This window comes from Arthrobacter sp. 2RAF6 (genome assembly GCF_052115205.1).
Taxonomy (GTDB): Bacteria; Actinomycetota; Actinomycetes; order Actinomycetales; family Micrococcaceae; genus Arthrobacter.
On record NZ_JBFRGF010000010.1, the window covers coordinates 1 to 25,031 of the forward strand.

Below are 25,031 nucleotides of genomic sequence, written 5' to 3' on the forward strand. Positions count from 1 at the left end.
GCCATCATCGCCCGCGACCAAGGCTGCGCCTTCCCCGACTGCACCATCCCCGCACCCTGGTGCGAAGCCCACCACATCACCTACTGGTCCAACGGCGGCACCACCGGAACCGAGCAAGGCACCTTGCTGTGCAGCCACCACCACCACGTGATCCACAAAGAACAATGGACCATCACCACGGACAACGGCGTGGCATGGTTCAAACCCCCACCCCACGTCGATCCCCGCCAAACACCCCGACGCAACCACCACTTCAGACCCACCAGAACATAAACCCGCCCGGGATGAACCCACCCGAATCCGTTGACATGTGACCAAATGGTCACCTATTCTGAATCCATGGACGCCGTCTTCAAGGCACTCTCCGACCCCACCCGCAGGGATCTGCTCGACGAGCTCTTCCGCGAGGACGGGCAGACGCTGAGCGCGCTTGAAGCACGGTTCGACATGACCCGTTTCGGGATCATGAAGCACCTCAAGATCCTTGAGGAAGCCGGGCTGGTTGTGACCCGCCGTCGTGGTCGCGAAAAGCTCCACTACCTGAATCCGGTACCCATCAGGCTCGTCCACGACCGCTGGGTGAGCAAATATGCAGAACCATGGGCCGCTGCGTTGAGCGACCTCAAAACCAGATTGGAAAGTCCCGTGGAAAAGATCTTCGAAATCTACATCAAGACCACTCCGGAACGGCTTTGGGAAGCCATCACGGACAGCGACACCCGCAGCAAGTACCAGTTCGGCAACACCCACACCGCCGACTGGACACCGGGTGGGCACTACGAGATGCACAACCCCAAGGCCAACGGAATGGTCCTCGGCGAAGGCGAAAACGTGGAGGTCGACCCCCCGCGCCGGCTCGTCCAGACCATGCGCGCCCTTTGGGGCGAGGACGTCAAAGCAGAGGGCACCTCACGCGTCACCTGGGAGATCGAACCCGTCGGCGACTCCTGCCACCTGACCGTCACCCACAGCGACTTGCGCGAAGGCGGCAACGACCAGATCTACGGCGGTTGGCCGATGATCCTCTCCGGCCTGAAGACCTGGCTGGAGACCGGCGAGGTACTCACGACCCCGGGTTCATTGATGTATTTGTGAGGGTCGACGGCGGCGCGACCCGCCGTTTTCAGGCCCTGGCGGCCGGAGCGAGGGCTGCGTTGAGGTAATCCAAGTGAGCCAGTGTCGGGGCAGTCGCGTTCGCCGCATATTCGGGGTGCTTGGTGAGAAACTTCTTGATGAAAGGGCACACAGGCACGATCCCGAGCCCCTCGCTCACAGTATCATTCAAGGCCACTTCGGCGAGCCTGCCCGCCAGCCCTTGTCCGCCGAACTCCTCGTTGATCACGGTGTGGTAGAAAATCCGCTGGGGGGACCCGCCGTCGTCGTACCCTTTGTACGCGGCCTTCCCGATCACGTGGCCATCAGCGAGCACTTCAAAGCGCTCGCGGTCAACGTTGTGGCGGAAAGTGGGATCGGTCATCGCTAGCTCCTCGGTTAGGTCCTGTTGACCTACCCTAACCTCGGAGCCGGTGCGCTTTGTTCCCAGGTTTTCTCCAAGCCCAAATTTGGACTTGGAGAAAACCTGGGGGTTACCGCTTAAGCAGTGACGATGTCGCGCGTGGCGTGGTCGTACGTGAAGGTGATCTTGCCGCCGTCGTGCTTCAGCTCGTGGTTGGCGCCATCGCGCGCACCGAACGCGCCGTAGTTCTCGTCCCACGAGCGGTTGAGCGCGATCTTGTAGGTGTAGAAACCGGCAGGCAGCGTGGCCGCGAGGGTCCACACCTTACGACGGGAATTGAACTTCATCTGCACCTCGTCGTACTGCGGAGCCCAGTCCTCCGGCGCGCCGAGAATCGTGTTGAAGTCACCGGCGATCGCGACGGCGGACGGCTGCTCGAGCTTCTCGACGGCGGCAGTCGCTTTGGGTGCTGCAGCTTTCTTAGGCGCTGCCTTGGCGGCCGGTGCCTTAGCCTCGGGGGCTTTGGCGGCGGCTTTGGCCGCAGGCGCCTTCTCTACCACGGGAGCCTTCTTTGCTGCGGGCTTCCTGGCAGCAGCCTTCTTGACGGGGGCCGTCGGAAGCGGGGTATCTTCCGGGACGGGGGTGCCCTCGGCCAGCGCCGTGACGAACTCATCCGGCTTGGCGAAAGCGACCGTGGCACGAAGCCCGTCGTCGGTGATCGTCCAGCCCGAACGGCCCTTGACCAGCCAGCCGGCCTTGACCAGCTTCGCCGTCTCGGTCGTCAGGCTCTTGTGACCGCGTGGAATGCCTCCACTGAGCAGCTCACTTTCGCGCTCATCCAGCGGGACACGGACAATCGCCTCTGCCAGGATCTCGCCGGCATTCAACGACTTCTCGGACCACGTTCCCTCAGCCAAGACGTCCAGGACGGTCTTGAGGCGGGCACTGCTTTTTTCGACGGTGGACTTGGCCACTGGGTCTCCTTCAACGGCGAACATTCCTTCAGCAGTCTGCCAATGTTCTGTAAACTCTGGCGACTATTCTGGGTAAACACCGTGTGTCGTGTCCCACTATTACGCCCAAACGGTTGGCAAGTGATGGAGGGGTCTCGGATACCGGTCGGTAGCTCGCGGTTGGGGTAGTCTCGATAGCCCCTGAACGCTAGGATTCGCGTACTGCTCCAGATGCCTCAATGAGTCAGAAGGTGGGATCAATGAAGCTTGACGAGGTCGTTGACCAGTTTTATCAAGCGCTAAGCCAGTTTGCTAAAGGCAACCCGGAACCTGCCAAGGCAATTTTTTCCCACAGCGGGGAGGTGTCTCTTGCGAACCCTTGGGGCCCTCCGGCCGTCGGCTGGGAGCGAGTATCAGTGGCCCTCGATTCAGCTGCGGCACGGTTCAAAGATGGACAGGTCACCTCTGTTGATTCGCTCACAAAGCACGTCACTTCAGACCTTGCCGGCTTCCTGGACATAGAACACTGGCAGGCAAAGGTCGGAGGAGGAGACGAAATATCGCTCTTTGATCTGCGGGTAACGAGCATTTACCGCCCTGAAGGCGACACTTGGGTGCTCGTGCATCGCCACGCAGACCCGATCACCACGCCGCAGCCGCCGGACGCCGTGCTGCGAAAATAACACCGGGATTCACAGCGCCCGTTTTCACGCTGTGCCCAGGACTGATTAACTGACGGAAGCCTTCTCCCATTCGGAAACCTCAGCCAACAGTTCAGCCTTCCGAGCCTCGTCCGCGAACGATGAACGCACCGAGTTCGCGGCCAGTCGGGCCCGATCCGCAACAGACAACCCGTGAACGGCGACCAGCTGCGCGAAGTTGTCGTCCACGTAGCCGCCAAAGTACGCGGGATCGTCCGAGTTCACGCTGACATTCAGCCCGGCAGCCAACATCGCGGGCAGAGGGTGATCGGCCAGGGTATCCACAGCGCGCAGCCGGACGTTGGACAGCGGGCACACTGTCAGCGGAACCTGCTCGGCCACCAACCGTTCCACCAGGGCCGCATCTTCCATGCATCGGATTCCGTGATCGACCCTCTCCGCGCCAAGCAGATCGAGCGCCTCGTAAATATAGGAAGCAGGGCCTTCCTCGCCCGCGTGCGCGATCCGCCGCAGTCCGGCCTCCGCCGCGCGGCGGTACAGTCGCTCGAACTTCGACGGCGGATTGCCCACCTCGGCCGAGTCCAGGCCGATCCCAGCAATCGGCGCCTTCACGGCAAGAAGCTGGTCCAAAACCTCCAGCGCAGATTCCTCGGACATGTCCCTCAGGAACGCGGCAATCAGGAGCGTCGAGACGCCGAACTCCTCCACCGACGTCGCGAGTGCGGACGCCACGCCGTTCACGCACGTCTCCAGGGCCACCCCGCGCGAGATGTGCGCCTGCGGATCCATCATGATCTCGACGTGCCGCACGCCACCGGCCGCGGCACGTGCCAAATAAGCCCTGGTCATGTCCGCAAAATCCTGCTCGGTGCGCAACACGGTCATGTTGGCGTAGTAGAGATCCAGGAATGACTGCAGATCGGTGAACTCGTACCGTGCGCGCAGCTCGTCCAAATTCGCGTACGGAAGCTCAATCCCGTTCCGTTCCGCGAGCGCGAAAATCAGCTCGGGCTGAAGCGTCCCCTCGATGTGTAGGTGCAGTTCGGCAACCGGGGGTGCCGCCGTCGTCGTCGATTCGCCAAAAGTTTCCACCCGACAAGAGTAGGACGAATACTGAACCCGCCGGGCGTTCAACGGCGATCATCAGGCCCCCGATAACACAAGCGAGGGGAAGACCACACCGCGTCAACTTGGATCTGCGCCCTTCGGCCCCCAAACTGAAAGGATGCAGACCTTCCTCCCGTTCCCCGATTTCAAGCAAAGTGCTGCCGTCTTGGACACCGCAAGGCTTGGCAAGCAGCGTGTCGAAGCACTGCAGATCCTTCGCGCACTCGTGATCCCCGAGTTCGGCCGGCCCTCCCACCCCGCTATCCGCATGTGGATGGGCTACGTTCCCGCCCTTACTCTCTACGGCTTGGCCATGGTGGACGAATGGGTCGCCCGCGGTAACCCGGACAACACCCGCGCCAGCATCACCGAGTTCGCACCCCAGGCAGCCCACCCGGACTATGTCTCCAGGATTCCGATGCCGCCGTGGCTGGGCGACGCCGATTTCCACCTAAGCCACCGATCCAAGCTGCTCCAGAAGGAGCCCCGCTTCTACGCCGAGCTCTTCCCTGACACTCCGAATGACTTGGAGTACCTTTGGCCTGAGCCAAGCCACGAGTTCATTCCCGAAGACCCCTACGACGACTTCATCTGGGTCCTTCGCGCCCCGGTGGGCGACGTCGAACCCGAGAAGATCGACAAGGTGGGGATGCCGGCAGCGGGGAAAGCCAAGGCCGCCAACAGCGACGGCGACGGCTACCAATTCGTCTACGCTTCGGAAACGTCACGCCGCCCGGGCAAGACCGCCCGCAAGGCCCCGAAGCAGCTGGTGAAGAAGCCCACCCGCAACCGCCAGCGCCAGGACGAGGCGTTTCGGACGCTCCCCGGCAACACGCCTGTCCTTGTCCCCGTCGAGGGTGGCGCCAAGTTTGCCTTGGGCAAGATCCTCGGCCGGCCGATCACCCTGGAAGACGGCCGTTTCGGCCGCAACTTCGAGGTCACCAAGATCATCGACCGCACGGACTTCGACTATCCGGCCTTGTTGCAGGATCCGCGGGCGTTCTTCCCGATCCCGGCCCCTTAGCGGGTCGAGTTAGACGCGAACGACGGCGGCGCTCGGGTTCCAGACGAAAGGAACCCGGGCGCCGCCGTCGTTTAAGTGCGGCTGCGGCTACTTGTTCTGCCGACGGACGAGCGCCCGCATAACCAAGATCTCGTAGGCCACAAGGGCAACGACCCAAGTGTAGTCATACCAGCGGGCGTCGAATCGAACGAGCAACGCCAGCAGCCCGAGCGCGGCAGCCAACTGGGTCGTGATGATGGCCGACCAAGGCGTTGTTTTCACCTTATCCACAAGAAATGACCACCCCTCCTGCCGCGAAAAGGACACCCGTGCAGTAGTAGTCATATCGTCCCGTCGACATAGGGACAATGGCGCCGCCGGGTGCCTTTTTGTTTGCCAGGAAGTGTCCACCGGGAGAGTCGCCCCGCGCTGTCACCACAACCGCAATGACGCTTTGCATTTTCTTCCCAATGCCCATGTTCTCTCCCCTTTGAGTTGTAGCAAGTGAGTGACCATCGTAAGTTGCATTTGTTAGAGGAAAGTTGCGACTAGGTGCTGATATTGCCGAATTGAGGAACCGGAGCGCCGCCGTCGTCGTTCAAGGGCTGCTGCCTCTGGGGCATAGGCCGGAATGGGTGCCCGCCGCCGGGAGCCGGTCCGGGGCATTCTCCCCATCTTTCAGGCTACGAAGCCCCCAAAGGAGGTGACTCGCCGTGTCGCAAGCGCTTTCCCACACCAATAGAGGGGAAATTACTGCACCCACTGTACCCAGTCATCCGTCCGCACCGACGGCCGCCCGAGCAGATAGCCCTGCCCGGCCGTCATGCCGAGCTCGACTACCGCGCTTAACTCGGCTTCGGTTTCGATCCCTTCAGCTACCAGATCGGCCCCGATCTCCTTCGCGAAGCCGACCATAGCCGCCCCCAAGGCCCGCTGGCCCGGGTCCGTGTCGATGCCGGCGATGATCTCCCTGTCCAGTTTGATCACATCGGGCTTGAGAAGCAGGACGTGGCGCATGGACGCAAAGCCGGCACCTGCGTCATCAACGGCGATCCTCAAGCCGCGGCAGCGCAAAGGTGCAAGTGCCGCTGCGAGGGGGCCGTAGTCAACAACATGGTGGTGTTCTGTCACCTCAAGCACTATCCGTGCCCTCGATATTCCGGAGTCCGCGAGAATTTCGGGGAGTCTCTCGTCAAGGCATGCCCGGGGTGAGAGATTCACAGAAACCGACAGCGTGGGCGGCAGCCCCTTCGCAGCCGCGAGTGCGGTCTCGAGGGCAAGAATCTCAAGCTCAACATCCAGTCCGACGGCACTAGCCTCAGCAAACCACATCTCAGGGGAAATGCTCGGAGAGCCCGGGAACCGGGTCAACGCTTCAGCCCCGATGATTGAGCCTGTTTCCAAGGAGCGGATCGGTTGGAAGGCAGTCAACAAGGAACGGCCGGCGAGCGTCGCTTCGATCCGGCTCCTGATCTCGCCGGTAGCCAGCGAGTCCGGTGTCCGGGGATCGAGGGCCCTGCTGGTTCCTTCGAAACCGTTGGGTCGGCCGGCGGCGTCGCGAAGCGCCCTTCCTGAAACTTCGACCAGGACCTTGTTGCCGTCCTTGTGGCGGCACACGGCCCGAAGTCCGGCCCAACCGGCAGCTTCGTCCTGGCTCGAAGTCCTGAATTGCAGGGCGTCGGCCAGATCATCAGGAGCGATAATCAGGCTGAAATGCCTACCCAACAGTTCGGAAGGCTCGTACCCGGTCAATTCCACGCCCGCCGGGCTGGAGAAGGTGAAGCGCCCGTCGGGTCCTATTGCCCACAACCACTCCCGGCTGGTGGTTAGAACCGTATCCATCAGGCGAGTGGCTTGGGACGCCTCAGCCCGTTCCCGGAGCTGTTGCCGTACCAAAGAAACTGCCCCGAAAACCACGACTGGAACGACGAGCAACACCACAACGTCCGGAATCCAAACAGGCCACCCAAAATCGTCCCAAGGATCCTCGCCAATAATGAAAGGAAGGCCGGCCGCCACGGCAACACCTAACTCCATGACGATGATGGCCAGCAGCCACCATCCGGGCATGGCCGGCTTGGACCGTAAAATAGGCAGGCGGCCGAGCAGCTTTTGCGTGGCACCCGTATCCGGCTCACGAGGTGTGTTCTCCCGACGTCGGACACTCCGCATCAGCAGGTACCCGGCAGCGATTGACAGTTCTTTTTCGGCTTGCGGATTCGGATCACGTGTCCCCCTGGCACACGAACAACGGATGCTTAGTACATACTGCCACTCATACTTCGAGAATCAGCAGTACTTCCCCGAAGCGCTCTGCTCGAAATCCCGGGTGTGGGCCCTTCGCTGCGTTCCAGAACGCAGCTGTCGGCCCCCACCCACGAGTGGCTAACAGGTATCGGCAAAAGAGAGCGCGGCTACTTCCCCAGTCCAGCGCGGCGCAGCGCTTCCGCCATGGCCGTGTTGACCGGCGCCTGAGGAGCAGCCTTTGCGGGAACCGCTGTACGCCCGGGCGCGCCCCTGGCCGGAACGGCGTTCCGACCTGACGTGGCCTGTCCAACCTGCGCCGCCGGTCGCCGATCGCCTCGCTCGCCCCCGCTGCGCCGCTCGCCGCGCTCAAGCTCACCGCCTCGTGAGCCGCGGTCACGCCCGCCGCCACGCGAACCGGACCCGCCCGCGGTGCCTGGCTCGTCGTCGAGCCTGAGGGTGAGCGAAATCCGCTTCCGCTCCGGATCCGCCTCCAGGACCTTCACACGCACGACCTGTCCGGATTTCACGATCTCGCGGGGATCGGACACGAACTTGTTGGCAAGCGCGGACACGTGGACCAGGCCATCCTGATGCACTCCGACATCAACGAAAGCCCCGAACGCCGCCACATTGGTGACGGTGCCTTCCAGGATCATGCCGGGCTTGAGGTCGGAGATCTTCTCGATGCCTTCGGAGAACGTCGCCGCGGCGAATGCCGGACGGGGGTCGCGGCCCGGCTTTTCGAGCTCGGACATGATGTCGCGCACGGTGGGCAGGCCAAACGTCCCGTCCACGAAGGCCTGAGGATCCAGCGAAGACACGGCAGCTCCACTCGCGGCGGCGACGATCTTCCGAGCCACCGAATACGCTTCGGGGTGGACGCTGGACGCGTCGAGCGGTTCCGCTCCCCCGGTGATGCGCAGGAAGCCCGCGCACTGCTCAAACGCCTTCGCACCCAGCCGAGGCACCCTCTTGAGGTCGGCACGCTTGGCGAACGGGCCGTTCTCATTGCGGTACGCCACAATGTTCTCGCTCAGGAGCGGCCCGACGCCGGCCACCCGCGCAAGCAGCGCGGGCGAGGCCGTGTTCACGTCCACACCCACCGCATTCACGCAGTCCTCGACGACGGCGTCCAGCGAACGGTCCAGCTTCGCAGCCGTGACATCGTGCTGGTACTGCCCCACACCGATCGACTTCGGCTCGATCTTCACCAATTCGGCCAGCGGATCCTGCAAACGCCGAGCGATGGACACTGCCCCGCGCAAGGACACGTCCATGCCCGGCAGTTCCGCGGCCGCGAGCGCAGACGCTGAGTACACGGACGCACCGGCCTCCGACACCACGAGTTTCTGCAACGTGGGACCGCCGGATGCTGCCAGCGACTTGGTGAGCTGCGCGGCGAGCTTGTCCGTTTCGCGCGACGCCGTACCGTTGCCGATCGCCACGAGCTCGACGGCGTGCTGCCGCGCCAAGCGCTCCAAGGTCACCAAGGCCTCGTCCCACTTCTTGGCCGGGGCGTGCGGATAGACGGTATCGGTGGCCACGACTTTGCCTGTGCCATCGACGACGGCCACCTTAACGCCCGTGCGCAGTCCCGGGTCCAAGCCCAGGGTGGCACGGTTTCCGGCGGGGGCGGCGAGGAGCACGTCGCGAAGGTTGGCCGCGAAGACCCGGACGGCTTCGTCCTCGGCCTGGGCGAACATGCGGCCGCGCAAGTCGTTGCTCAGCCGGTCCAGAATGCGCGAGCGCCAGGCGATCTGCGCGGTCTGGACGAGCCACGAATCGGCGGGCCGGCCCCGTTCGGCGACCCCGAGGCACTTGCCCACGGCGTTCTCGTACCGGCCGCGCGCGGCGGCCAGGGCGTCGTCGTCGGCTGGTTCTGCCTCGGCGAGATCCAACTCAAGGACCCCGTCGTTCTCGCCGCGCAAGAGCGCGAGCACGCGGTGGCCGGGCATGCCGGACGGCACCTGGGAGAACTCGAAGTAGTCCTTGAACTTCTGCCCCTCGGTTTCCTGGCCCTTCTTCACGCGCGAAACCATCCGCCCCTGCGTCCACAACCGCTCGCGCAGCGTCTCGGCAAGATCGGGGTCCTGGGATACCCGCTCCACGAGGATCGAGCGGGCGCCGGCGAGCGCCGCGGAGGCGTCGTCGATGGAGTGCTCGGCGTTCAAGTACTTGGCGGCCTCGCGCTCGGGTTCGAGCTGCGGGTTCGCGAGCAGCGCATCGGCGAGCGGTTCGAGGCCGGCCTCGCGGGCGATCTGCGCTTTGGTGCGGCGCTTGGATTTGAAGGGCAGGTAGATGTCTTCCAGCCGGGACTTGGTATCGGCCCCGACGACGGCGGCCTCCAGTTCCGGAGTCAGCTTGCCTTGCGCGGCAATCGCTTCAAGGACCGTTCGACGGCGGTCCTCCAGGTCCCGCAGGTATCGGAGCCGTTCCTCGAGCTCGCGCAACTGGGTGTCATCGAGCGTCCCGGTGACTTCCTTGCGGTACCGGGCGATAAACGGGACGGTGGATCCGGCGTCGAGCAAGTCAACCGCGGCCTTGACCTGCCAGGACTTCACACCGAGTTCTTGGGCGATCAGGGCGTGGATGGCGGCGTCTGCGGACTGGGGCTGTGCTGACTGGGGCTGGGGAAGATGGGTCACCCTGACATTTTGCCCTACCTAAAGACGGCGCGGAGTGCTGTAGTGGAAAGAGCCGCCGTTGATCCGGTCAGGAATGCTACTCAAGGAAGAGGCGCATCATGCAAGAACTGCTCATCATCCTGCAGGACGGCTTTGACGCAGATGACGTAGAAGTCACCGTCAACCACAAAGAGGCCCACCACGAGCGCGACGTATCGACCAGGGAGATGCTAGGAATGGCGGCGGAGATCTCCGTGGAGTTGCCCGCGAAGGGATCCACCGTGGGCGTCGAGGTCACGAGCCGTCAGTTGAGCGCAAGCAAGAAACTGCATGGAAAAGCAAAGAGCCTGCTGGTTTCCATCGAGGACGGGGAACTGGTGATGCGGGAAGGCACCGGGCGGGAAGCGTTTCTCTAGCTTCTGCTACTTCTTGACCCACATACGGAAGCGCCACGGCCCGAGGGCCGTGACGCTTGATGGGTGCGGAAGTTGCGGTTAGCCCAGTTGCGCCATGGGGGTCCTGGCGGAGATGTGCTCCACCAATTCGCCTACGCGCTCCTCGGTGTAGTTGCGGGCGATGTCGCCCTGGCTGATGATGCCCACCAACTTGTGGTCGGTGATGACCGGAAGGCGCCGGATCTGGTGCTTTTCCATCAGGTCGATGGCGGCGTCGACGCTGGCATCGGCATCGATCCAGATCGGCGTGCCTTGGGCGAGATCTGCCGCGGTCAGCCGGTCAGCATCCAATCCCTCAGCAACGCATCTGACCACAATGTCGCGGTCGGTGATGAATCCTTTGAGCCTTCCATCGCTGCCGCAGATCGGCAGGGAACCGACGTCCAGATCGCGCATCAGGACAGCCGCGTCACGCAGCGACTGGTCTTCCTTGACGCACTGGGCGTTGGTGGTCATGAATTCGCGCACAACACTCATGAGTCCTCCTTGATCGATTGGGTATCGACGCGGACCCCCCGGCACCGACGCCGATGCTGTCAGCCTACGCTTGGGGTCTGGCTGTGGCCAGATGCTGTGTGCTCCCGCTGGATTACTCGTTGCTCCGCCGGATTACTCGGCGATGTCCTCGGCCCACAGTTCCGGATTCTCTTCCTGGAACGTACGCATCATGTCCACGCAGCGCTGGTCGTCGAGGACCACAACCTCGACGCCCCGGGACCGCAGCAGCTCGAATTCGCCGCCGAACGTGAGGGCTTCCCCCACCACCACGCGAGGGATTTTGAACTGGATGATGGTGCCCGTGCACATGGCGCACGGTGCAAGGGTCGTGTAAAGGGTGGTGTCCCGGTAGCTCTTCTGCCGGCCGGCTGCGCGGAGAGCCGACATTTCCCCGTGCGCGATGGGATCGCCGTTCTGGACGCGCTCGTTGTGCCCGCTCGCGATCACCACGCCACCACGGGCGAGCGCTGCGCCGATGGGAATGCCGCCTTCGTGAAGGCTCTTTTGGGCTGCCCGGTACGCGGCTTCGAAGGCGGCGTCTTGGGAGGTTGAGGCGTCAGACTGGGTCATTCGGAGCCTGCTTTCCGGGGGGGGGTGCCTCTATGGTTTTCGTCAAGTCACTGAGGGTGTTCGTGGTTCGTAGAAGGTGCCGTCTCTGAGCATGGCGTAGAGGGTGTCGCAGCGGCGGCGGGCGAGGGCGATGAGGGCTTGGTTGTGGCGTTTGCCTTCGGCCCGTTTTCGGTCGTAATACGCCCTCGACAACGGGTCCTTCAGTGCGGCGAACGCGGAGAGGAACAGGGCTCTTTTGAGGATTTTGTTTCCTTTCCGGGATGGGTGGTCGCCGCGGATGGATGACCCGGATCGCCAGGTTACCGGTGCCAGGCCCGCATAGGAGGCCAGGTGTCCTGCGGAGGCGAAGTCTTTGCCGACGATCTCGGTGAGGATCCGTGCTGCGGTCCTGACGCCGACCGCCGGAAGCGACGTCAGGACCGGGTGAAGAGGGTGGGCCTCCACGAGGGCTTCGACCTGAGTGAAGACGGTGTCCCGCGATTCGCGGATGTCTGCGAGCATCCGGGCGAGCTGGGGTAGAACGATCGTCGCGGCGTTCGTTCCGACCACGGTCACTGTTTGCTGGTCCAGCGCATCGATGATCTCGCCTGCAAGGCGTTCACCCATCCTGGGCGCGAGCCTTATCAACCTTTTCCCGATCCTGCGCCGGCCGGCGTGGCGGAGCGCTTCGGGGGTCGGCCAGGTCCGCAGCAGATCCAACACGGCCGGGTGGTCCAGCCGCGGGCCAAGGACACGCTCCAGTGCCGGGTGGATCTGCGTCAGCAGCCCCCGGATCCGGTTCGACGTCGCGGTGGCCTGTTTGGCCAGGTCGTCGTCGAAGCCGCAGAGCATGGTCAGTTCGGCGAGCTGTTCGTCGGCGATCTGGATAGAGCGCAGCGTATGCGGCATGGTCCGGGCCGCTTCGGCGATGATGAACGCGTCCCGGGCATCGGTTTTCGATTCCCCGGGGTGCAGGTCCGCGATCCGGCGCATCGCCAGACCGGGCAGGTATCCGACGGTGACACCGGCGGCCTGGGCAACCGCGACGGGGAGTGCACCGATCGTGGCGGGCTGGTCAACCACGAGCAGGATGCTGCCGTGTTTATTCAAAGAGTCAAGGATCTCGCGCAGCCTGAGCTCGTCGTTGGGCAAAGCCTTGTCGAAGAGCTTCTTCCCCGCCCGGTCCACGGCAACGGCGTGGTGTTCGCCCTTGCCAACGTCCAGGCCAATGAAGACATCAATACTTTCGTGGTTTCCGATCATCTGTACCTCCCAGTCGCAGCAGCTGATACCTGTGCTGGACTGTCCGCGGTGTCAGAGCCCGGCATCCACGTTACGCACGACGATCCCAAACTGTCCTGCCTCTATTAGCGGTCTCTCCGGCACCTACCGGACCCCGGTGACAACACCCCCCGGATCATTGACGACTGGGGGCGGCAATCATGCCGGGGCCAGCAGGCCAGCACACCCTCATCCTGCAACAGGACTGGGGCTACGAAAAAGGTAACGGGGGGGGAACGGGTGGGCTTTGCGAGTGGGACGTGGCCTGCCGTGTTGACCCCAGCGTAGCGCTGAAAAGCGCAGGCCCCCGGCTGTTGGGCCGGGACCTGCGCTTTTTGCCCATCCTCGCTTAGGCGCTTGCGACCGGTGTCCTGGTCTTTGCCTCGCTGGGGGCGCTTCGGGGGGTGGTCTTCCTCCGTTGGCGGCCGCTCCCGTTCGACCCGCCCGCGCGCCGCTTGTTGAAGACATCGAAAGCGACGGCCGCCAAAAGTACCAGGCCCTTGATCAGCTGCTGGTATTCGGTTCCGACGCCAAGAATGGACATGCCGTTGTTGAGGATGCCGATGATCAAGCCGCCGATTAGGGCGCCCATTACCGTTCCAATGCCGCCGGTGACGGCAGCGCCTCCGATGAAGACCGCAGCGATCGCATCAAGTTCGAAGCCGTCCCCGGCCTTGGGATTGGCCAGGTTCAGCTGCGCGGTAAAGACCAGGCCGGCCAAGGCGGCCAGAACACCCATGTTCACGAACAGGGTGAATGTGACCCGTTTGACCTTGACACCCGAGAGTTCTGCTGCGAATCGGTTGCCGCCGATCGCGTAGATGTGGCGGCCCCAGACCGAGTTGGCCATCACGGCTGAATAGGCGACGGTGAGCAGGCCGAGCACGATAAGCACGATCGGAGTTCCGCGGTAGCCTGCGAGCAGGTAGGTGATGAGCAGGATCAGCAACGCGGTGAAGACCATCTTGCACACAAACCAGGCGAACGGCTCGTCCTCGAGGTTGTGCTTGCGGCGCGCCGCCCGTTGGCGCAGGTCCTGCACAACCAGAGCAATGGTTGCGACGATGCCGATGATCATTGTGAGTGGCTCAAGGGCGGAGGTGCCGCCCCCTAGGTCAGGAAGGAAACCGCTGCCCAAGGATCGAAACTCGTCCGGGAAAGGGGAAATCTGCTGGTTCTGCAAGGCGATCTGAGTTAGCCCGCGGAAGGTGAGCATACCGGCGAGGGTGACGATGAAGGCCGGTATGCCGAAGTAGGCGATCCAGAAGCCCTGCCACATGCCAACGAGGGCGCCGATCGCTAGGCAAAGGATAATGGCGAGCCACCAAGGCACGCCCCACTGGGTAATCATGACACCTGACATTGCTCCGACGAAGGCGACCACGGACCCGACGGAGAGGTCGATGTGTCCGGCGATGATAACCATCACCATGCCAATGGCGAGAATGAGGATGTAGCTGTTCTGCACGATCAGGTTCGAGACGTTGATCGGAGCCAGCGTGATGCCGTTGGTGCTGACCTGGAAGAACAGGATGATCACAATCAGGGCGATGAACAGGCCGACTTGGCGCAACTGGCCGGCCAGGTAGTGCAATGCGGAGCGAAGCGCAAACATCAGGCTTCCTTTTCTAGGGTCATGTATTGCATCAGGTACTCGGCGGTGGCCTTTTCCCGTGGAATGTTGGCGGTGATCCGGCCCTCCGAGAGGGTGTAGATCCGGTCGCAGATGCCCAGCAGTTCGGGCAGCTCGGAGGAGATGACAACGATGCCCTTACCCTCGTCTGCCAGCTGGTTGATGATCGTATAGATCTCGTATTTGGCGCCGACGTCGATTCCTCGGGTGGGCTCGTCCAGGATCAGTACATCTGGGTTGGCGAACATCCATTTCGACAGGACGACCTTTTGCTGGTTGCCGCCGGAGAGTTTTCCGGTGACTGCGGCGACCGTAGCTGCCTTGATTTTCATGCTGCGTCGGTAGCCTTCGGCGACCAGGTTCTCCTTGTTGCTGTCTACCCAGCCCCAACGAGAGAGCTTGTCCAGGGCGGCGCCGGAGACATTACGCATGACGTTGTCAAGCAGGTTCAGTCCATAGTGCTTGCGGTCCTCGGTGGCATACGCGATGCCGTGCTTAATCGCGGCGGCCACGGTGTTGGTTTTTATCTCTTGGCCGTTTTTGTAGACGTGGCCGCTGATCTTCGCCCCGTAGCTGTGGCCGAAGATACTCATCGCGAGCTCCGTTCGTCCGGCGCCCATCAGTCCAGCGATGCCGACTATCTCGCCGGCGCGAACGTTGAAGCTCGCGTTCTTAACCACCTGCCGGCTCTGGTCCACCGGGTGGTGCACGGTCCAGTCCTCGACCCGTAGGATTTCCTCCCCGATGGATGGCTCGTGTTCGGGATAGCGGTGGTCGAGGTCCCGGCCCACCATTCCCTTGATGATGCGCTCCTCCGAGATGTCATCGCTGTGCATGTCAAGAGTCTCGATGGTCCGGCCATCGCGGATAATGGTCACCTTATCCGCAATGGCTTTGATCTCGTTGAGTTTGTGGCTGATGATGATCGAGGTGATGCCTTGGGCCTGCAAGTGCTTGATCAGGCGCAGCAAGTGTGCCGAGTCCTCGTCGTTCAGTGCTGCGGTCGGCTCGTCAAGGATGAGGAGCTTCACCCGCTTGGAAAGTGCTTTGGCGATTTCGACCAGCTGCTGCTTGCCCACGCCTAGATCCGTGATCTTGGTGATCGGGTTGTCGTTGAGGCCCACGCGCGCGAGCAGTTTTGAGGCCTCGAGGTTTGTCTTGTTCCAGTCCACGAAGCCGTTCCTGGCCTGTTCGTTGCCAAGGAAGATGTTCTCGGCGATGGAAAGATAGGGGCTCAGGGCAAGCTCCTGATGGATGATCACGATGCCTGCGGCCTCGGAGCCTTTGATATCTTTGAATTCGCAAAGCTCGTTTTCGAAATGGATTTCGCCTTCGTAGGTCCCGGCCGGGTAGACACCGGAAAGTACCTTCATCAGCGTTGATTTGCCGGCCCCGTTTTCACCGCAAATCGCGTGTACATGGCCCCGCTGGACCTCAAGGGAAACATCCTGGAGGGCCTTGACCCCCGGGAATGTCTTGGTGATGCCGCGCATCTCGAGAATATTCGTCGTCACGTCAAGTCCTAGCTTTCGCGTTTCACGCTGTGGATCTCAAAGGTGTGGTGGTGGCGGAAGGAGCCCGCCACCACCACGGTTCAGGGCTGGACTACTTCAGGTCCGACTCTTTGTAGTAGCCACTGTCGACAAGGACGTTCTGATAGTTCTCCTTCGTGACGACCACTGGCTGTAGCAGATAGGTCGGTACGATCTTGGCCTTGTTGTCGTAGCTCTTGGTGTCATTGGCCTCGGGAGTCTTGCCCTTGAGCAGGTCATCGGCCATGGTGACGGCCTGCTTTCCAAGGTCGCGGGTGTCCTTGAAGATCGTCGAGTATTGCTGGCCGGCGATGATCGACTTCACCGAGGCGGCCTCCGCGTCCTGGCCTGTGATGACCGGCAATGCCGAGGGTGAATAGCCCGAAGCAGTCAGTGCTGAGATGATGCCGATCGAGAGACCGTCATAGGGAGAGAGGATTCCCTGCACCTTGGCGCCGCCGGAGTAGGTGCTGGCGATCAGGTTCTGCATGCGCTTCTGGGCCGTCGCCGGATCCCAACGCAGCGTGGCGATCTGAGTAAAGCCTGTCTGGCCGCTCTTGACCACAAGGGTGCCGTCGTCAATGTACTTCTTCAATGTCTCCATGGCGCCGTTGTAGAAAAAGGTCGCATTGTTGTCGTCAGGGCTGCCTGCGAAAAGCTCCACATTGAATGGGCCCTTCTTCCCGGTTTCCTTGCCGTCCTTATCGAGGATCCCCAGCCCGGCCAGCAGCGAGGTGGCCTGCTGGACCCCGACCTTCTTGTTGTCGAATGTCGTGTAGTAGTCAACGTTCTTGTTGCCGTTGATCAGGCGATCGTACGCGACCACCTTGATGCCGGCCTTGGCCGCGTTGTCCAACTGGTCGCTGAGCGCCGTTCCGTCGATCGCAGCGATGATCAGCACCTTGGCGCCCTTGGTGATCATGTTGCTGATCTGCTGAACCTGCTGTGGAATCTTGTCGTCGCCGTACTCAAGGTCCGTCTTGTAGCCCATCTTTTCCAGCGAAGCCTTGATGGCATCACCGTCCTTGATCCAACGTTCGGAGGTCTTTGTCGGCATCGCAATGCCCACCAAGGATCCGCTGTTGTCCGCTCCGCTGCTTTGGGCACTAGCGCCGCGGCTGCCACAGGCGGCAACGCTGAGGGCCATACTGACGGCGACAGCGCCGACAATAAGCTTCCGTAGTTTCACTTTCAGTCCTTCGATTGCAGTTGACGTCGTTGTCGAGAAAACCCCGAAGATCACCCCCGGTTGACCTGCGTCACATGTTAGCGCTAACAAGGCCAGTTGGGCAACCACTTACTGTCGGACCGCACTGATAGCTTGGCTTCATCAGCTCAACGGTCTGGGGGCAGGGTGTTTTTTCTCGATTCAGAAGTTTCAGGGCACGAGCAGGACTTGGTGTTTTCCGCCAGCGACCTCGTGACCGCCTCCACGTGCGAGTACCAGTTGCTGCGCAAATTGGATGAGAAGCTGGGCCTGTCGCAGAAGCCGGCATTCGACGTCGACGAAATGCTGGAACGGACCGCCGCGCTCGGCGACATTCACGAGCACAGGGTGCTGGACCGTTTCGTGGCCGAGTTCGGCACCTGGGATCCGCTGGCGCGCACGGGCGTGTTCGACGTCGTTCCCGCCGATGCGATGGACCGCGCCACCCTGAAAGCCAAGCATGCGGAATCCATCGAGGCGTTGCGATCCGGCGCGGATGTGGTCTTCCAGGCCGCATTCTTCGACGGCCAGTTTCACGGCCGGTCCGATTTCCTCGTCAAGCAGCCGGATGGGAGCTACGCGGTGTACGACACCAAGCTCGCCCGCCATGCCAAGGTCACGGCGCTCCTGCAACTGGCTGCTTACGGCGAGCAGCTACTCAAGGCGGGAATCACTCCGGCCCCGGATCTGACCCTTGTCCTTGGAGCCACGATCCAGCGGGACGCTGCTGGGCCGAATGCTATTGGGCCGGACGGCCGTAGCGGCTTCGACTACGTGCACAGCAACCACCGGCTCGCCGATGTCCTGCCGGTGTTCCGTGAACGCCGGGACCGCTTCCTCGCCTTGACGGACGCGCACCGATCGCGGCTGGAGCCTATCCAATGGAGCGCTCGCGGAGTCACCGCGTGCGGTCGTTGCGACTACTGCAAAGAACAAGTGCGCCTCCACCGGGATCTGCTGATGGTGGCGGGGATGAGAATCACCCGGCGCAAGAAGCTCATGGAAAGCGGCATCCTCACCATCGACGCCCTTGCTGAGATGCCCGACGCCGCGGATTCCGCCACACGGCGCCTGCAGGAACAAGCCCGACTGCAAACCGGAACAGCCACACCCGATGGCACCGTCAATTACACCGACAAGACCGGCACCGCGAAAAGCATCAGCTATTCCGTCCTGGGGTCAAACTCCTTGGCCCGGCTCCCCCGGCCCGACGCAGGAGACATTTTCTTCGACTTCGAGGGAGACCCCCTGTGGCAAGACCCCGTCACCGGCCGCTGGGGACTGGAGTACTTGTTCGGGGTCATCGAAAATCCGACGGAGCCGGGCGAATCTCCGGTGTTCAAGCCCTTCTGGGCACATTCCCGGGCTGAGGAACGGCAGGCGTTCGTCGACTTTCTTGACTACGTGGAAGAACGCCGCATGAAGTATCCGGACATGCGGATCTACCACTACGCCGCCTACGAGAAAACCGCGCTGCGGAACCTGTCGGTCATCCACACCGTGGGCGAAGCCGCCGTGGACAACCTTCTCCGCGAAGGCGTGCTGGTGGACCTCTACGACACCGTGCGGCACAGCATCCGCATCTCTGAGGACTCCTACAGCATCAAGAAACTCGAGCCCTTGTATATGGGCGAACACTTGCGTTCCGGAGACGTGACCGACGCCGGAGCCTCCGTGGTTGCCTACGCCGACTACTGCACGGCCCGGGATGCGAACCGCGACGATGAAGCAGCAACGATCCTCGCGGGGATCTCCGACTACAACGAATACGACTGCCTCTCCACTCTCGAACTCCGGAATTGGCTTCTGGGTCTGGCCTCGGAACGCTCCATCGAACCCGGTCTTCCGGCCGCATCGGGACCCGAGCTACCCGCGGAGACCGAGCCCGACAAGTACGAGGCCGCGCCCGAGGAAACAGCCCTCCTCGACTACCTTGCGGAATTGCCGGACGATTCCCTCCGCTCCGACGACAACCGGGCGGTGGCCATGGTGGCGGCCGCCGTCGGCTTTCACCGGCGTGAGGACAAGCAATTCTGGTGGGGACACTTCGACCGCCTGGACCGGCCAGTCTCCGAATGGGAAGACACCAGGGACTGCTTCATCGTGGAAAGCGGCGAAGTGCTGGAAGACTGGGCCAAGCCAACTCCGCGCAGCAATCCGGCACGAAAGGTACGGCTGCTCGGACGCGCCGCCGACGGCTCCGGTTTCGCGCCCGGCAAGAAGTACTTCCGGATGTACGAGCCGCCACTCCCCGAGGCCTTCCTCGGCAAGAACGAAAGCGCTCTCGGCAGATCGGGAATTTCCGGCACGGAGGTGATCGAGATTGGCGATCCCGACGACCTTGATGACGGCGGCACGCTTTCGGGGCCCGACGACGGCGCCTCGGATGTCGTGACCATTTCGGAGCGACTGCCCAAGGGCGCCGACGAATACGCGCAGCTTCCCATGGCTTTGACGCCCGATGCTCCAGTCAACACGGACGGGCAGCGGAAGGCCTTGGGCGAACTGGCCATCAAGGTTCGTTCCAGCCTGCCGTCATGGCCAAAGGATCCGGCCTTGGACCTGTTGCGCCGGATCGCCCCGAGGCTGGCCACGCTTCCGGAACTGCCCGTCGTCGGATCCGGCGACGATGCATACGTGGATGCCATAACCGCCGCCGTATCGGATCTGGACCAGTCGTACCTTGCCGTGCAGGGCCCGCCCGGAACGGGCAAGACTTACGTTGGCTCGCACGTTGTCGCGCGGCTGGTGCGTGCGGGGTGGAAGGTAGGGGTTGTTGCACAGTCCCATGCCGTCGTGGAGAACATGCTGCACGCCGCAGTACGGGCAGGGGTGGACCCCGCGTTCATCGCCAAGGAAATGAAACACGACGACCCCGTCCCATGGGACAAGCAGGCCAAGGACGACATTGAGCGGCTGCTGGCCTCGCCCGGAGGCTGCCTGATCGGCGGCACCGCGTGGACCATGACAGGCCGGACCGTTCCTCCGGGATCCCTGGACTTACTGGTGATCGACGAAGCCGGCCAGTTCTCGCTCGCCAACACCCTCGCCGTGAGCCGGGCAACGAAGAGACTCCTGCTCCTCGGCGACCCGCAGCAACTCCCCCAAGTCACCCAGGGCAAACACCCCGAACCGGTCGATGAGTCCGCACTCGGTTGGCTTGCCCACGGCATGCACACGCTGCCCGCGGAGCTCGGATACTTCCTGGCGACATCGTGGCGTATGCACCCGGATCTGTGCGCTGCGGTATCTGAGCTGTCTTATGACGGCCGGCTGCATTCAGCACCAGCTGCCTCCAGGCGGCGGCTTTCCGGAGTTCCGGCCGGCGTCGAGTGCGTCTACGTCCCGCACAGCGGAAATTCCACCCAGTCTCCGGAAGAGGCTGCCGAGGTAGTCCGCCAAGTCAGGGCGCACCTTGGCCTGGATTGGCTGGACCCGCGGGAATCACCCGAGGAGCGGCCGCTGGCTGAAAAGGACATCCTCGTGGTGGCTGCCTATAACGCCCAGGTCCAGCTCATCCAGCACGAACTGAGAGCGGCCGGACTTCGCGGTGTGCGGGTCGGGACCGTGGACAAGTTCCAGGGCCAGGAAGCCCCCGTGGTGATCGTGTCCATGGCTGCGTCCGCTGCCGCCGAGGTACCGCGCGGCATGGAGTTCCTGCTCTCGCGCAACCGGATCAATGTGGCGGTGTCGCGCGGTCAGTGGCGGGCCGTCGTCGTGCGCTCACCGGAGCTGAGCAACTACCTGCCAACCCACCCGGAAGGGCTGGAGCACCTGGGCGGTTTTGTGGGACTGTGCCAGCGTGGCAACCCAACTGACTCGCATTTGTTGTCGCTATGAGGTCTGAAAACGACAACTAATGCGAGTCAGTTGGGCAACCCCAGCGCCTGACCCAACCCCAGCGCTTCGTCCAAGACCGCCCCGAAGTTCGCGGCGTCGTGGGCAAAGCGGCCTAGGAAAAGTCCGGACACGCCCCGCAGTTCAGGCAGGAGCCCCGGTTTGGCCGAGCCGCCGTAAATGATCGGCAGCCCGGCGAGGCCATGTTCGGCGAGCGATTGGCGGAGGTGAGCGACGACGTCGGACACGTAGGCTGCGCCGGCCGGCTCGGCAGCGCCGATGGCCCACACCGGTTCGTACGCAATAACCAGGCGGGCCGCCGTCGCCCAATCGTCCCGCACAGCGGCAGAGATCTGCTGGAAGACGAACGACGCCGACACCTCCGGATCGGCGACGGCTTCCTCGCCGACACACAGCAGCGGGGCCAACCCGGCATCCATCGCGGCCCGGACCTTCAATGCGACCACGGCGTCGTCCTCGGCGAAGTGCCGGCGTCGTTCCGCGTGTCCGATCTCCACGAGCCGCACACTCAGCTCCGCCAACAACGACGGTGACACTTCACCCGTCCACGGACCCTCAGCCCAGCCACAGTTCTGCGCGCCCAGGAGGAGCGGAGAGCCTTCTAGTATCCGGGCCGCCTCGGGCAACATGGGGAACGACGGGATCACAAACGGGACCACCCGCCCGGCCACCAGGGCCGGACGGGCGTCCACTTCACCTCGCAGTTGCTCCAGCCAAGACATGCTGTGCCGGTAGCCCATGTACATCTTGGTGCTGACTCCGATGTACAACGGGCTACTTGCCCAGAAGATCGTCGGCCTTGTTCCTGAAAGCCCGGGTGCCATACATCATGGCGGCCGCCAGGAAGGGCAGGATTCCGAGCGCGTAGACCCCGGCGGATCCGGTGGGGTCTGCCGTGGCGCTGTTGACCGCGGTCCGCAGGATAGGAGCCACGAAACCGCCCAGGTTCCCCAGCGAGTTGATGAGGCCGATGCCCGCCGCGGCTGCGGAACCGGCGAGGAATGCCGTGGGGTACGCCCAGACGACGGGCCCTACTGCGAGGAAACTGCATACCGCGAGCGTGATGAAGATCAGTCCGAGCACCGGCTGGTGGTTGGTCCCGGCCCAGGCCGATCCGAGGATGCACAGACCCGTCGAGGCGAACAGCACCGTGCCGAACATGCGGCGCTTGGCGACGGTGTTGGCTGCCCGGCCGATCAGGTAGCAGGAAAAGATACCGAAGAACCACGGAACCGCGATCAGCAGGCCGACGGCGAGGCCCACCTTCTGGCCTGTCAGCGAGGAGACCTGCTGCGGGAGGAAGAAGGTGACGCCGTAAACGGCGATCTGCAGGCAGAAGTAGATGAGGGTGAAGTACCAGACGCGACCGTTGCGCATCGCTGCGAATACGCCCCGCGGTCCGGTTTCATCCTTGACCGTGTCTTCCTGCGTCATGATCTCCTTGAGCGCGAACTTCTCGTCGACGTTGAGGAACTTGGCCTTCTCCGGGCCGTTGATCAGGAAGAAGAACGCCGCAATGCCAGCGAGCACGGCCAAGATCCCCTCGGTGAAGAACATGACCTGCCAGCCACGGACGCCCGGAAGCTGGTCGCCGATGTTGATGAGCCAACCCGAGAGCGGGTTGCCGATCATCTGGGAGAACGGCTGGGCGAGGTAGAAGATCGCGAACATCTGCACGCGCACTTTGTTCGGGAACCACTCGGCCAGGTACATGATGACGCCCGGGAACAGGCCCGCTTCGGTTACGCCGAGCAGGAACCGCAGGATCACGAAGGACGTCTCACCCTGCACGAATGCAAAGCAGGCCGAGACGATACCCCACGTGATCGCGATACGGGCGAGCCAGATCTTCGCACCGACCTTCTTGAGCAGCAGGTTGCTGGGGATTTCAAAGATCGCGTAACCGATGAAGAAAATACCGGCACCGAGCGCGAACGCCCCGGCCGAGACGCCTTTGTCGGCGCCGAGTGCGGCTTCGGCGAAACCGACGTTGGTGCGGTCGAGGAAGGAGACCACATAGAGGATGACCAGCATCGGCATGAGCCGGGTGGCAGCCTTGCGGATCGCCGATTTCAGAACCGGCGAATCCAGCATCTCCTTCGTGGATGAAGTGGCAACGGACATCGAAACTCCTCTTTGAGTAATGACTGTTGAGTAATCAGTGTTGAGTAATCAGGCTTCAGGCATTAGTGCATGTACAGTCCGCCGTCGACATTCAGCGTCTGGCCCGAGATGTAACCGGAGTCTTCGCTGATGAGGAAGGCGATGGCGGCGGCGATGTCCCGGGTGGAGCCAACGCGGTTCACCACGAGGTCCTTGGTGAGTTCGTCCTTGCGTTCCTGGCTGAGGGTGCCGCCCATGATGTCGGTGTCGATCGGGCCGGGAGAAATGGCGTTGACGGTGATGTCGTACTCCCCCAGTTCTCGGGCGGTAGCGCGGGTCAGGCCGATGACGCCGGCCTTGGCCACCGAGTACGGGGTCTTGGAGAACGTCCCGCCGCCGCGCTGTGCGGAAACCGAGGAGATGTTCACGATGCGTCCGATGCGGTTCTTGACCATGGATTCGGCCACGCGGCGGGTGGCGTAGTGGACGCCGTTGAGGTTGATGTTCAGGACACGGTTCCATTCGGCTGGCTCGAGTTCCAGGTACGGAATCGGTGAGCTGACGCCGGCAACGTTGGCGAGGGCTACGATCTGCGGCAGCTCGGCTTCGAGCGTGTCGATCGCCGCACGCACGGATGCTTCATCGGCCACGTTGGCGCCCACGCCATAGGCCTGCACGTTGTACTGGGCGGCGATTTCCTTGGCGATGCTCTTGCAGAGGGCGTCGTCGAGGTCGATGATGCCGATGTTCCAGCCCTGTGCGGCCAGGTAGTTGACGGTGGCCCGGCCGATGCCGCGCTCGGAAACAGCGCCGGTGACGATTGCGGTGCGTTCTGCGGGGAAGGTGCTCATGGGTGTTCTCCTGTGAATGTCGGGACTAGTTGATGGGGGCCGGGCCGAGCTCGTCGAGGAGCTTCTGCATGGCCACGTAAGCCTTGTTCCGGTAAGCGATGAGTTCGGGCGTGCGTTCCGCGGGGACGTTGAGGAAGCCTGCCCCGGTCTTGGTCCCGAGCTTTCCTGCCTCCACGAGGTCGCTCAGGATCTTCGGAGTGGCGAAGCGTTCCGGGAATCCGGTCTGTAGGGATTTGTAGCAGAAGTTGTAGACGTCCAGCCCGGCCATGTCCGCGATCGCGAATGGACCAAAGAACGGCAAACGGAAGCCGAACGTCGTACGGACCAGGGTGTCTACGTCGTCGGCCGTTGCGATCCCTTGCTCCACCAACTGCGCCGCCTCGTGGAAAAGCGCGTATTGCAGCCGGTTGAGCACGAAACCGGTGACGTCCTTGACGACGGCGGTTTGCTTGCCGGCCGCGTGGACCAGTTCGCGGGAAGCCGCCACGGTCTCCGGCGTGGTGCCGGCGTGGGGGATGATCTCGACGCCGGGGATGAACGGCGACGGGTTGGAGAAGTGGACGCCAAGGAATCGCTCCGGGCCTGCCACGGCCTCGGCGAGATCGGCGATGGAGATCGTGGAGGTGTTGGAGCCGATCAGCGCGTCCGGACGGGCGGCGGCGCTGATCCGGGCGAGGGTCTGGTGCTTGATGTCGAGGACCTCCGGCACGGCTTCTTCGATGAAGTCGGCGTCCGCCACGGCCTCTTCGATGTCCTTGGCGGCCCACAGATTGGCCTTCAGGATTGCCGTGGACCCTTCAGGAAAGAGTCCCGCGGCCACGAATTCATCCGACTCCACGAGCAACCGGTCGTAGTTCTTCTGCGCGATTTCCGCGGACACATCCGCCAACGCCACGCGTGCCCCTCCGAGGGCCAGGACCTGCGCGATCCCGCCGCCCATGTAACCGGAGCCGACGACGGCGATCTTCCGGGCCGCCGTCGCGCCCGCGGGAGTTTTCTGGAATTCAGTCAT

The 25,031-nt window shown here is 62.9% G+C and carries 21 protein-coding genes and 1 pseudogene; 6 read left to right on the forward strand and 16 right to left on the reverse strand.

The genetic code is table 11. The features are described 5' to 3' along the window. Positions 1-273 (forward strand): HNH endonuclease (locus AB4Z38_RS09415; RefSeq protein WP_441429461.1); only part of this gene is annotated, 273 nt, incomplete at its 5' end. A gap of 66 nt (positions 274-339) precedes the next feature. Next, on the forward strand, positions 340-1,095 hold the full coding sequence (locus tag AB4Z38_RS09420) for an ArsR/SmtB family transcription factor (protein WP_284981318.1): 756 nt from the start codon (positions 340-342) through the stop codon (positions 1,093-1,095). A gap of 28 nt (positions 1,096-1,123) precedes the next feature. Here the strand turns inward: AB4Z38_RS09420 and AB4Z38_RS09425 are convergent, their stop codons facing one another. Continuing rightward, positions 1,124-1,477: a GNAT family N-acetyltransferase gene (locus tag AB4Z38_RS09425; RefSeq protein WP_441429462.1), complete on the reverse strand. Its 354-nt coding sequence runs from the start codon at positions 1,475-1,477 to the stop codon at positions 1,124-1,126. Positions 1,478-1,593: 116 nt separating this feature from the next. After that, positions 1,594-2,430 carry a pullulanase X25 domain-containing protein gene (locus AB4Z38_RS09430; protein WP_441429463.1) on the reverse strand — a complete coding sequence of 279 codons (837 nt, stop codon included), beginning with the start codon at positions 2,428-2,430 and terminating at the stop codon, positions 1,594-1,596. 239 nt (positions 2,431-2,669) lie between these two features. Here AB4Z38_RS09430 and AB4Z38_RS09435 point away from each other — a divergent pair, with 239 nt between their 5' ends. Beyond that, complete coding sequence (locus AB4Z38_RS09435) at positions 2,670-3,092, forward strand: YybH family protein (protein ID WP_441429464.1); 423 nt, start codon at positions 2,670-2,672, stop codon at positions 3,090-3,092. A 45-nt stretch (positions 3,093-3,137) separates the two neighbouring features. Here the strand turns inward: AB4Z38_RS09435 and AB4Z38_RS09440 are convergent, their stop codons facing one another. After that, positions 3,138-4,163: an adenosine deaminase gene (locus AB4Z38_RS09440; RefSeq protein ID WP_441429465.1), complete on the reverse strand. Its 1,026-nt coding sequence runs from the start codon at positions 4,161-4,163 to the stop codon at positions 3,138-3,140. Between the two features lie 133 nt (positions 4,164-4,296). Here AB4Z38_RS09440 and AB4Z38_RS09445 point away from each other — a divergent pair, with 133 nt between their 5' ends. Then, positions 4,297-5,202, forward strand: a complete 906-nt coding sequence (locus AB4Z38_RS09445; protein ID WP_441429466.1) for an MSMEG_6728 family protein — start codon at positions 4,297-4,299, stop codon at positions 5,200-5,202. Positions 5,203-5,289: 87 nt separating this feature from the next. On the opposite strand, the gene AB4Z38_RS09450 is transcribed toward AB4Z38_RS09445, so the two are convergent. The 3 genes from AB4Z38_RS09450 to AB4Z38_RS09460 form a co-directional block, all read right to left on the reverse strand. Then, positions 5,290-5,463: a hypothetical protein gene (locus AB4Z38_RS09450; RefSeq protein ID WP_441429467.1), complete on the reverse strand. Its 174-nt coding sequence runs from the start codon at positions 5,461-5,463 to the stop codon at positions 5,290-5,292. Between the two features lie 468 nt (positions 5,464-5,931). Then, positions 5,932-7,251, reverse strand: coding sequence for a sensor domain-containing phosphodiesterase (locus tag AB4Z38_RS09455; RefSeq protein ID WP_441429468.1), 1,320 nt, complete (start codon positions 7,249-7,251; stop codon positions 5,932-5,934). A 344-nt stretch (positions 7,252-7,595) separates the two neighbouring features. Beyond that, on the reverse strand, positions 7,596-10,073 hold the full coding sequence (locus AB4Z38_RS09460; protein ID WP_441429469.1) for a Tex family protein: 2,478 nt from the start codon (positions 10,071-10,073) through the stop codon (positions 7,596-7,598). Positions 10,074-10,171: 98 nt separating this feature from the next. Between AB4Z38_RS09460 and AB4Z38_RS09465 the strand changes: the two genes are divergently transcribed. Continuing rightward, a complete protein-coding gene (locus tag AB4Z38_RS09465; protein ID WP_269998052.1) occupies positions 10,172-10,468 on the forward strand; it encodes a hypothetical protein in 297 nt (98 codons plus the stop codon). A 78-nt stretch (positions 10,469-10,546) separates the two neighbouring features. Here the strand turns inward: AB4Z38_RS09465 and AB4Z38_RS09470 are convergent, their stop codons facing one another. From AB4Z38_RS09470 to chvE, 6 genes and pseudogenes are all read right to left on the reverse strand, one after another. After that, on the reverse strand, positions 10,547-10,984 hold the full coding sequence (locus tag AB4Z38_RS09470) for a CBS domain-containing protein (RefSeq protein WP_441429470.1): 438 nt from the start codon (positions 10,982-10,984) through the stop codon (positions 10,547-10,549). Between the two features lie 132 nt (positions 10,985-11,116). Then, positions 11,117-11,575, reverse strand: a complete 459-nt coding sequence (locus tag AB4Z38_RS09475; RefSeq protein ID WP_441429471.1) for a nucleoside deaminase — start codon at positions 11,573-11,575, stop codon at positions 11,117-11,119. A gap of 42 nt (positions 11,576-11,617) precedes the next feature. After that, positions 11,618-12,882, reverse strand: a pseudogene (locus tag AB4Z38_RS09480) (IS110 family transposase). A 302-nt stretch (positions 12,883-13,184) separates the two neighbouring features. Beyond that, positions 13,185-14,450 carry a multiple monosaccharide ABC transporter permease gene (mmsB, locus tag AB4Z38_RS09485; protein ID WP_059388110.1) on the reverse strand — a complete coding sequence of 422 codons (1,266 nt, stop codon included), beginning with the start codon at positions 14,448-14,450 and terminating at the stop codon, positions 13,185-13,187. Further along, positions 14,450-15,982, reverse strand: coding sequence for a multiple monosaccharide ABC transporter ATP-binding protein (mmsA, locus tag AB4Z38_RS09490; RefSeq protein WP_441429472.1), 1,533 nt, complete (start codon positions 15,980-15,982; stop codon positions 14,450-14,452). The genes mmsB and mmsA overlap by 1 nt, the downstream gene beginning before the upstream one ends. Before the next feature lie 91 nt (positions 15,983-16,073). Further along, positions 16,074-17,189 carry a multiple monosaccharide ABC transporter substrate-binding protein gene (gene chvE / locus AB4Z38_RS09495; RefSeq protein WP_441429473.1) on the reverse strand — a complete coding sequence of 372 codons (1,116 nt, stop codon included), beginning with the start codon at positions 17,187-17,189 and terminating at the stop codon, positions 16,074-16,076. A gap of 165 nt (positions 17,190-17,354) precedes the next feature. On the opposite strand from chvE, the gene AB4Z38_RS09500 reads away from it, so the two are divergent. After that, positions 17,355-21,047 (forward strand): TM0106 family RecB-like putative nuclease, encoded by a 3,693-nt coding sequence (locus AB4Z38_RS09500; protein WP_441429474.1) that lies wholly within the window; start codon positions 17,355-17,357, stop codon positions 21,045-21,047. Between the two features lie 26 nt (positions 21,048-21,073). Here AB4Z38_RS09500 and AB4Z38_RS09505 read toward each other — a convergent pair whose 3' ends face one another. From AB4Z38_RS09505 to AB4Z38_RS09520, 4 genes are all read right to left on the reverse strand, one after another. After that, positions 21,074-21,889 (reverse strand): triose-phosphate isomerase family protein, encoded by an 816-nt coding sequence (locus tag AB4Z38_RS09505; RefSeq protein WP_441429475.1) that lies wholly within the window; start codon positions 21,887-21,889, stop codon positions 21,074-21,076. Then, the gene (locus tag AB4Z38_RS09510; protein ID WP_441429476.1) at positions 21,840-23,189 is read right to left on the reverse strand and encodes an MFS transporter; all 1,350 of its coding nucleotides are present in this window, start codon (positions 23,187-23,189) and stop codon (positions 21,840-21,842) included. Before AB4Z38_RS09510 ends, AB4Z38_RS09505 begins: the two co-directional genes overlap by 50 nt. Positions 23,190-23,251: 62 nt before the next feature. Beyond that, entirely contained in the window at positions 23,252-24,019 is a 768-nt protein-coding gene (locus AB4Z38_RS09515) for an SDR family NAD(P)-dependent oxidoreductase (RefSeq protein WP_441429477.1), read from the reverse strand. 25 nt (positions 24,020-24,044) lie between these two features. After that, positions 24,045-25,031 carry a 3-hydroxyacyl-CoA dehydrogenase family protein gene (locus AB4Z38_RS09520; RefSeq protein ID WP_441429478.1) on the reverse strand — a complete coding sequence of 329 codons (987 nt, stop codon included), beginning with the start codon at positions 25,029-25,031 and terminating at the stop codon, positions 24,045-24,047.

Bases quoted from the DNA above. Each gene is read 5' to 3' on its own strand.
- AB4Z38_RS09435 (WP_441429464.1), top strand. From the start codon at position 2,670: ATGAAGCTTGACGAGGTCGTTGACCAGTTTTATCAAGCGCTAAGCCAG.
- AB4Z38_RS09465 (WP_269998052.1), top strand. From the start codon at position 10,172: ATGCAAGAACTGCTCATCATCCTGCAGGACGGCTTTGACGCAGATGAC.
- AB4Z38_RS09470 (WP_441429470.1), bottom strand. From the start codon at position 10,984: ATGAGTGTTGTGCGCGAATTCATGACCACCAACGCCCAGTGCGTCAAG.
- AB4Z38_RS09445 (WP_441429466.1), top strand. From the start codon at position 4,297: ATGCAGACCTTCCTCCCGTTCCCCGATTTCAAGCAAAGTGCTGCCGTC.
- AB4Z38_RS09420 (WP_284981318.1), top strand. From the start codon at position 340: ATGGACGCCGTCTTCAAGGCACTCTCCGACCCCACCCGCAGGGATCTG.
- AB4Z38_RS09515 (WP_441429477.1), bottom strand. From the start codon at position 24,019: ATGAGCACCTTCCCCGCAGAACGCACCGCAATCGTCACCGGCGCTGTT.
- AB4Z38_RS09520 (WP_441429478.1), bottom strand. From the start codon at position 25,031: ATGACTGAATTCCAGAAAACTCCCGCGGGCGCGACGGCGGCCCGGAAG.
- AB4Z38_RS09475 (WP_441429471.1), bottom strand. From the start codon at position 11,575: ATGACCCAGTCTGACGCCTCAACCTCCCAAGACGCCGCCTTCGAAGCC.
- AB4Z38_RS09505 (WP_441429475.1), bottom strand. From the start codon at position 21,889: ATGGCACCCGGGCTTTCAGGAACAAGGCCGACGATCTTCTGGGCAAGT.
- AB4Z38_RS09425 (WP_441429462.1), bottom strand. From the start codon at position 1,477: ATGACCGATCCCACTTTCCGCCACAACGTTGACCGCGAGCGCTTTGAA.
- mmsB (WP_059388110.1), bottom strand. From the start codon at position 14,450: ATGTTTGCGCTTCGCTCCGCATTGCACTACCTGGCCGGCCAGTTGCGC.
- AB4Z38_RS09510 (WP_441429476.1), bottom strand. From the start codon at position 23,189: ATGTCCGTTGCCACTTCATCCACGAAGGAGATGCTGGATTCGCCGGTT.
- AB4Z38_RS09455 (WP_441429468.1), bottom strand. From the start codon at position 7,251: ATGCCCGGATGGTGGCTGCTGGCCATCATCGTCATGGAGTTAGGTGTT.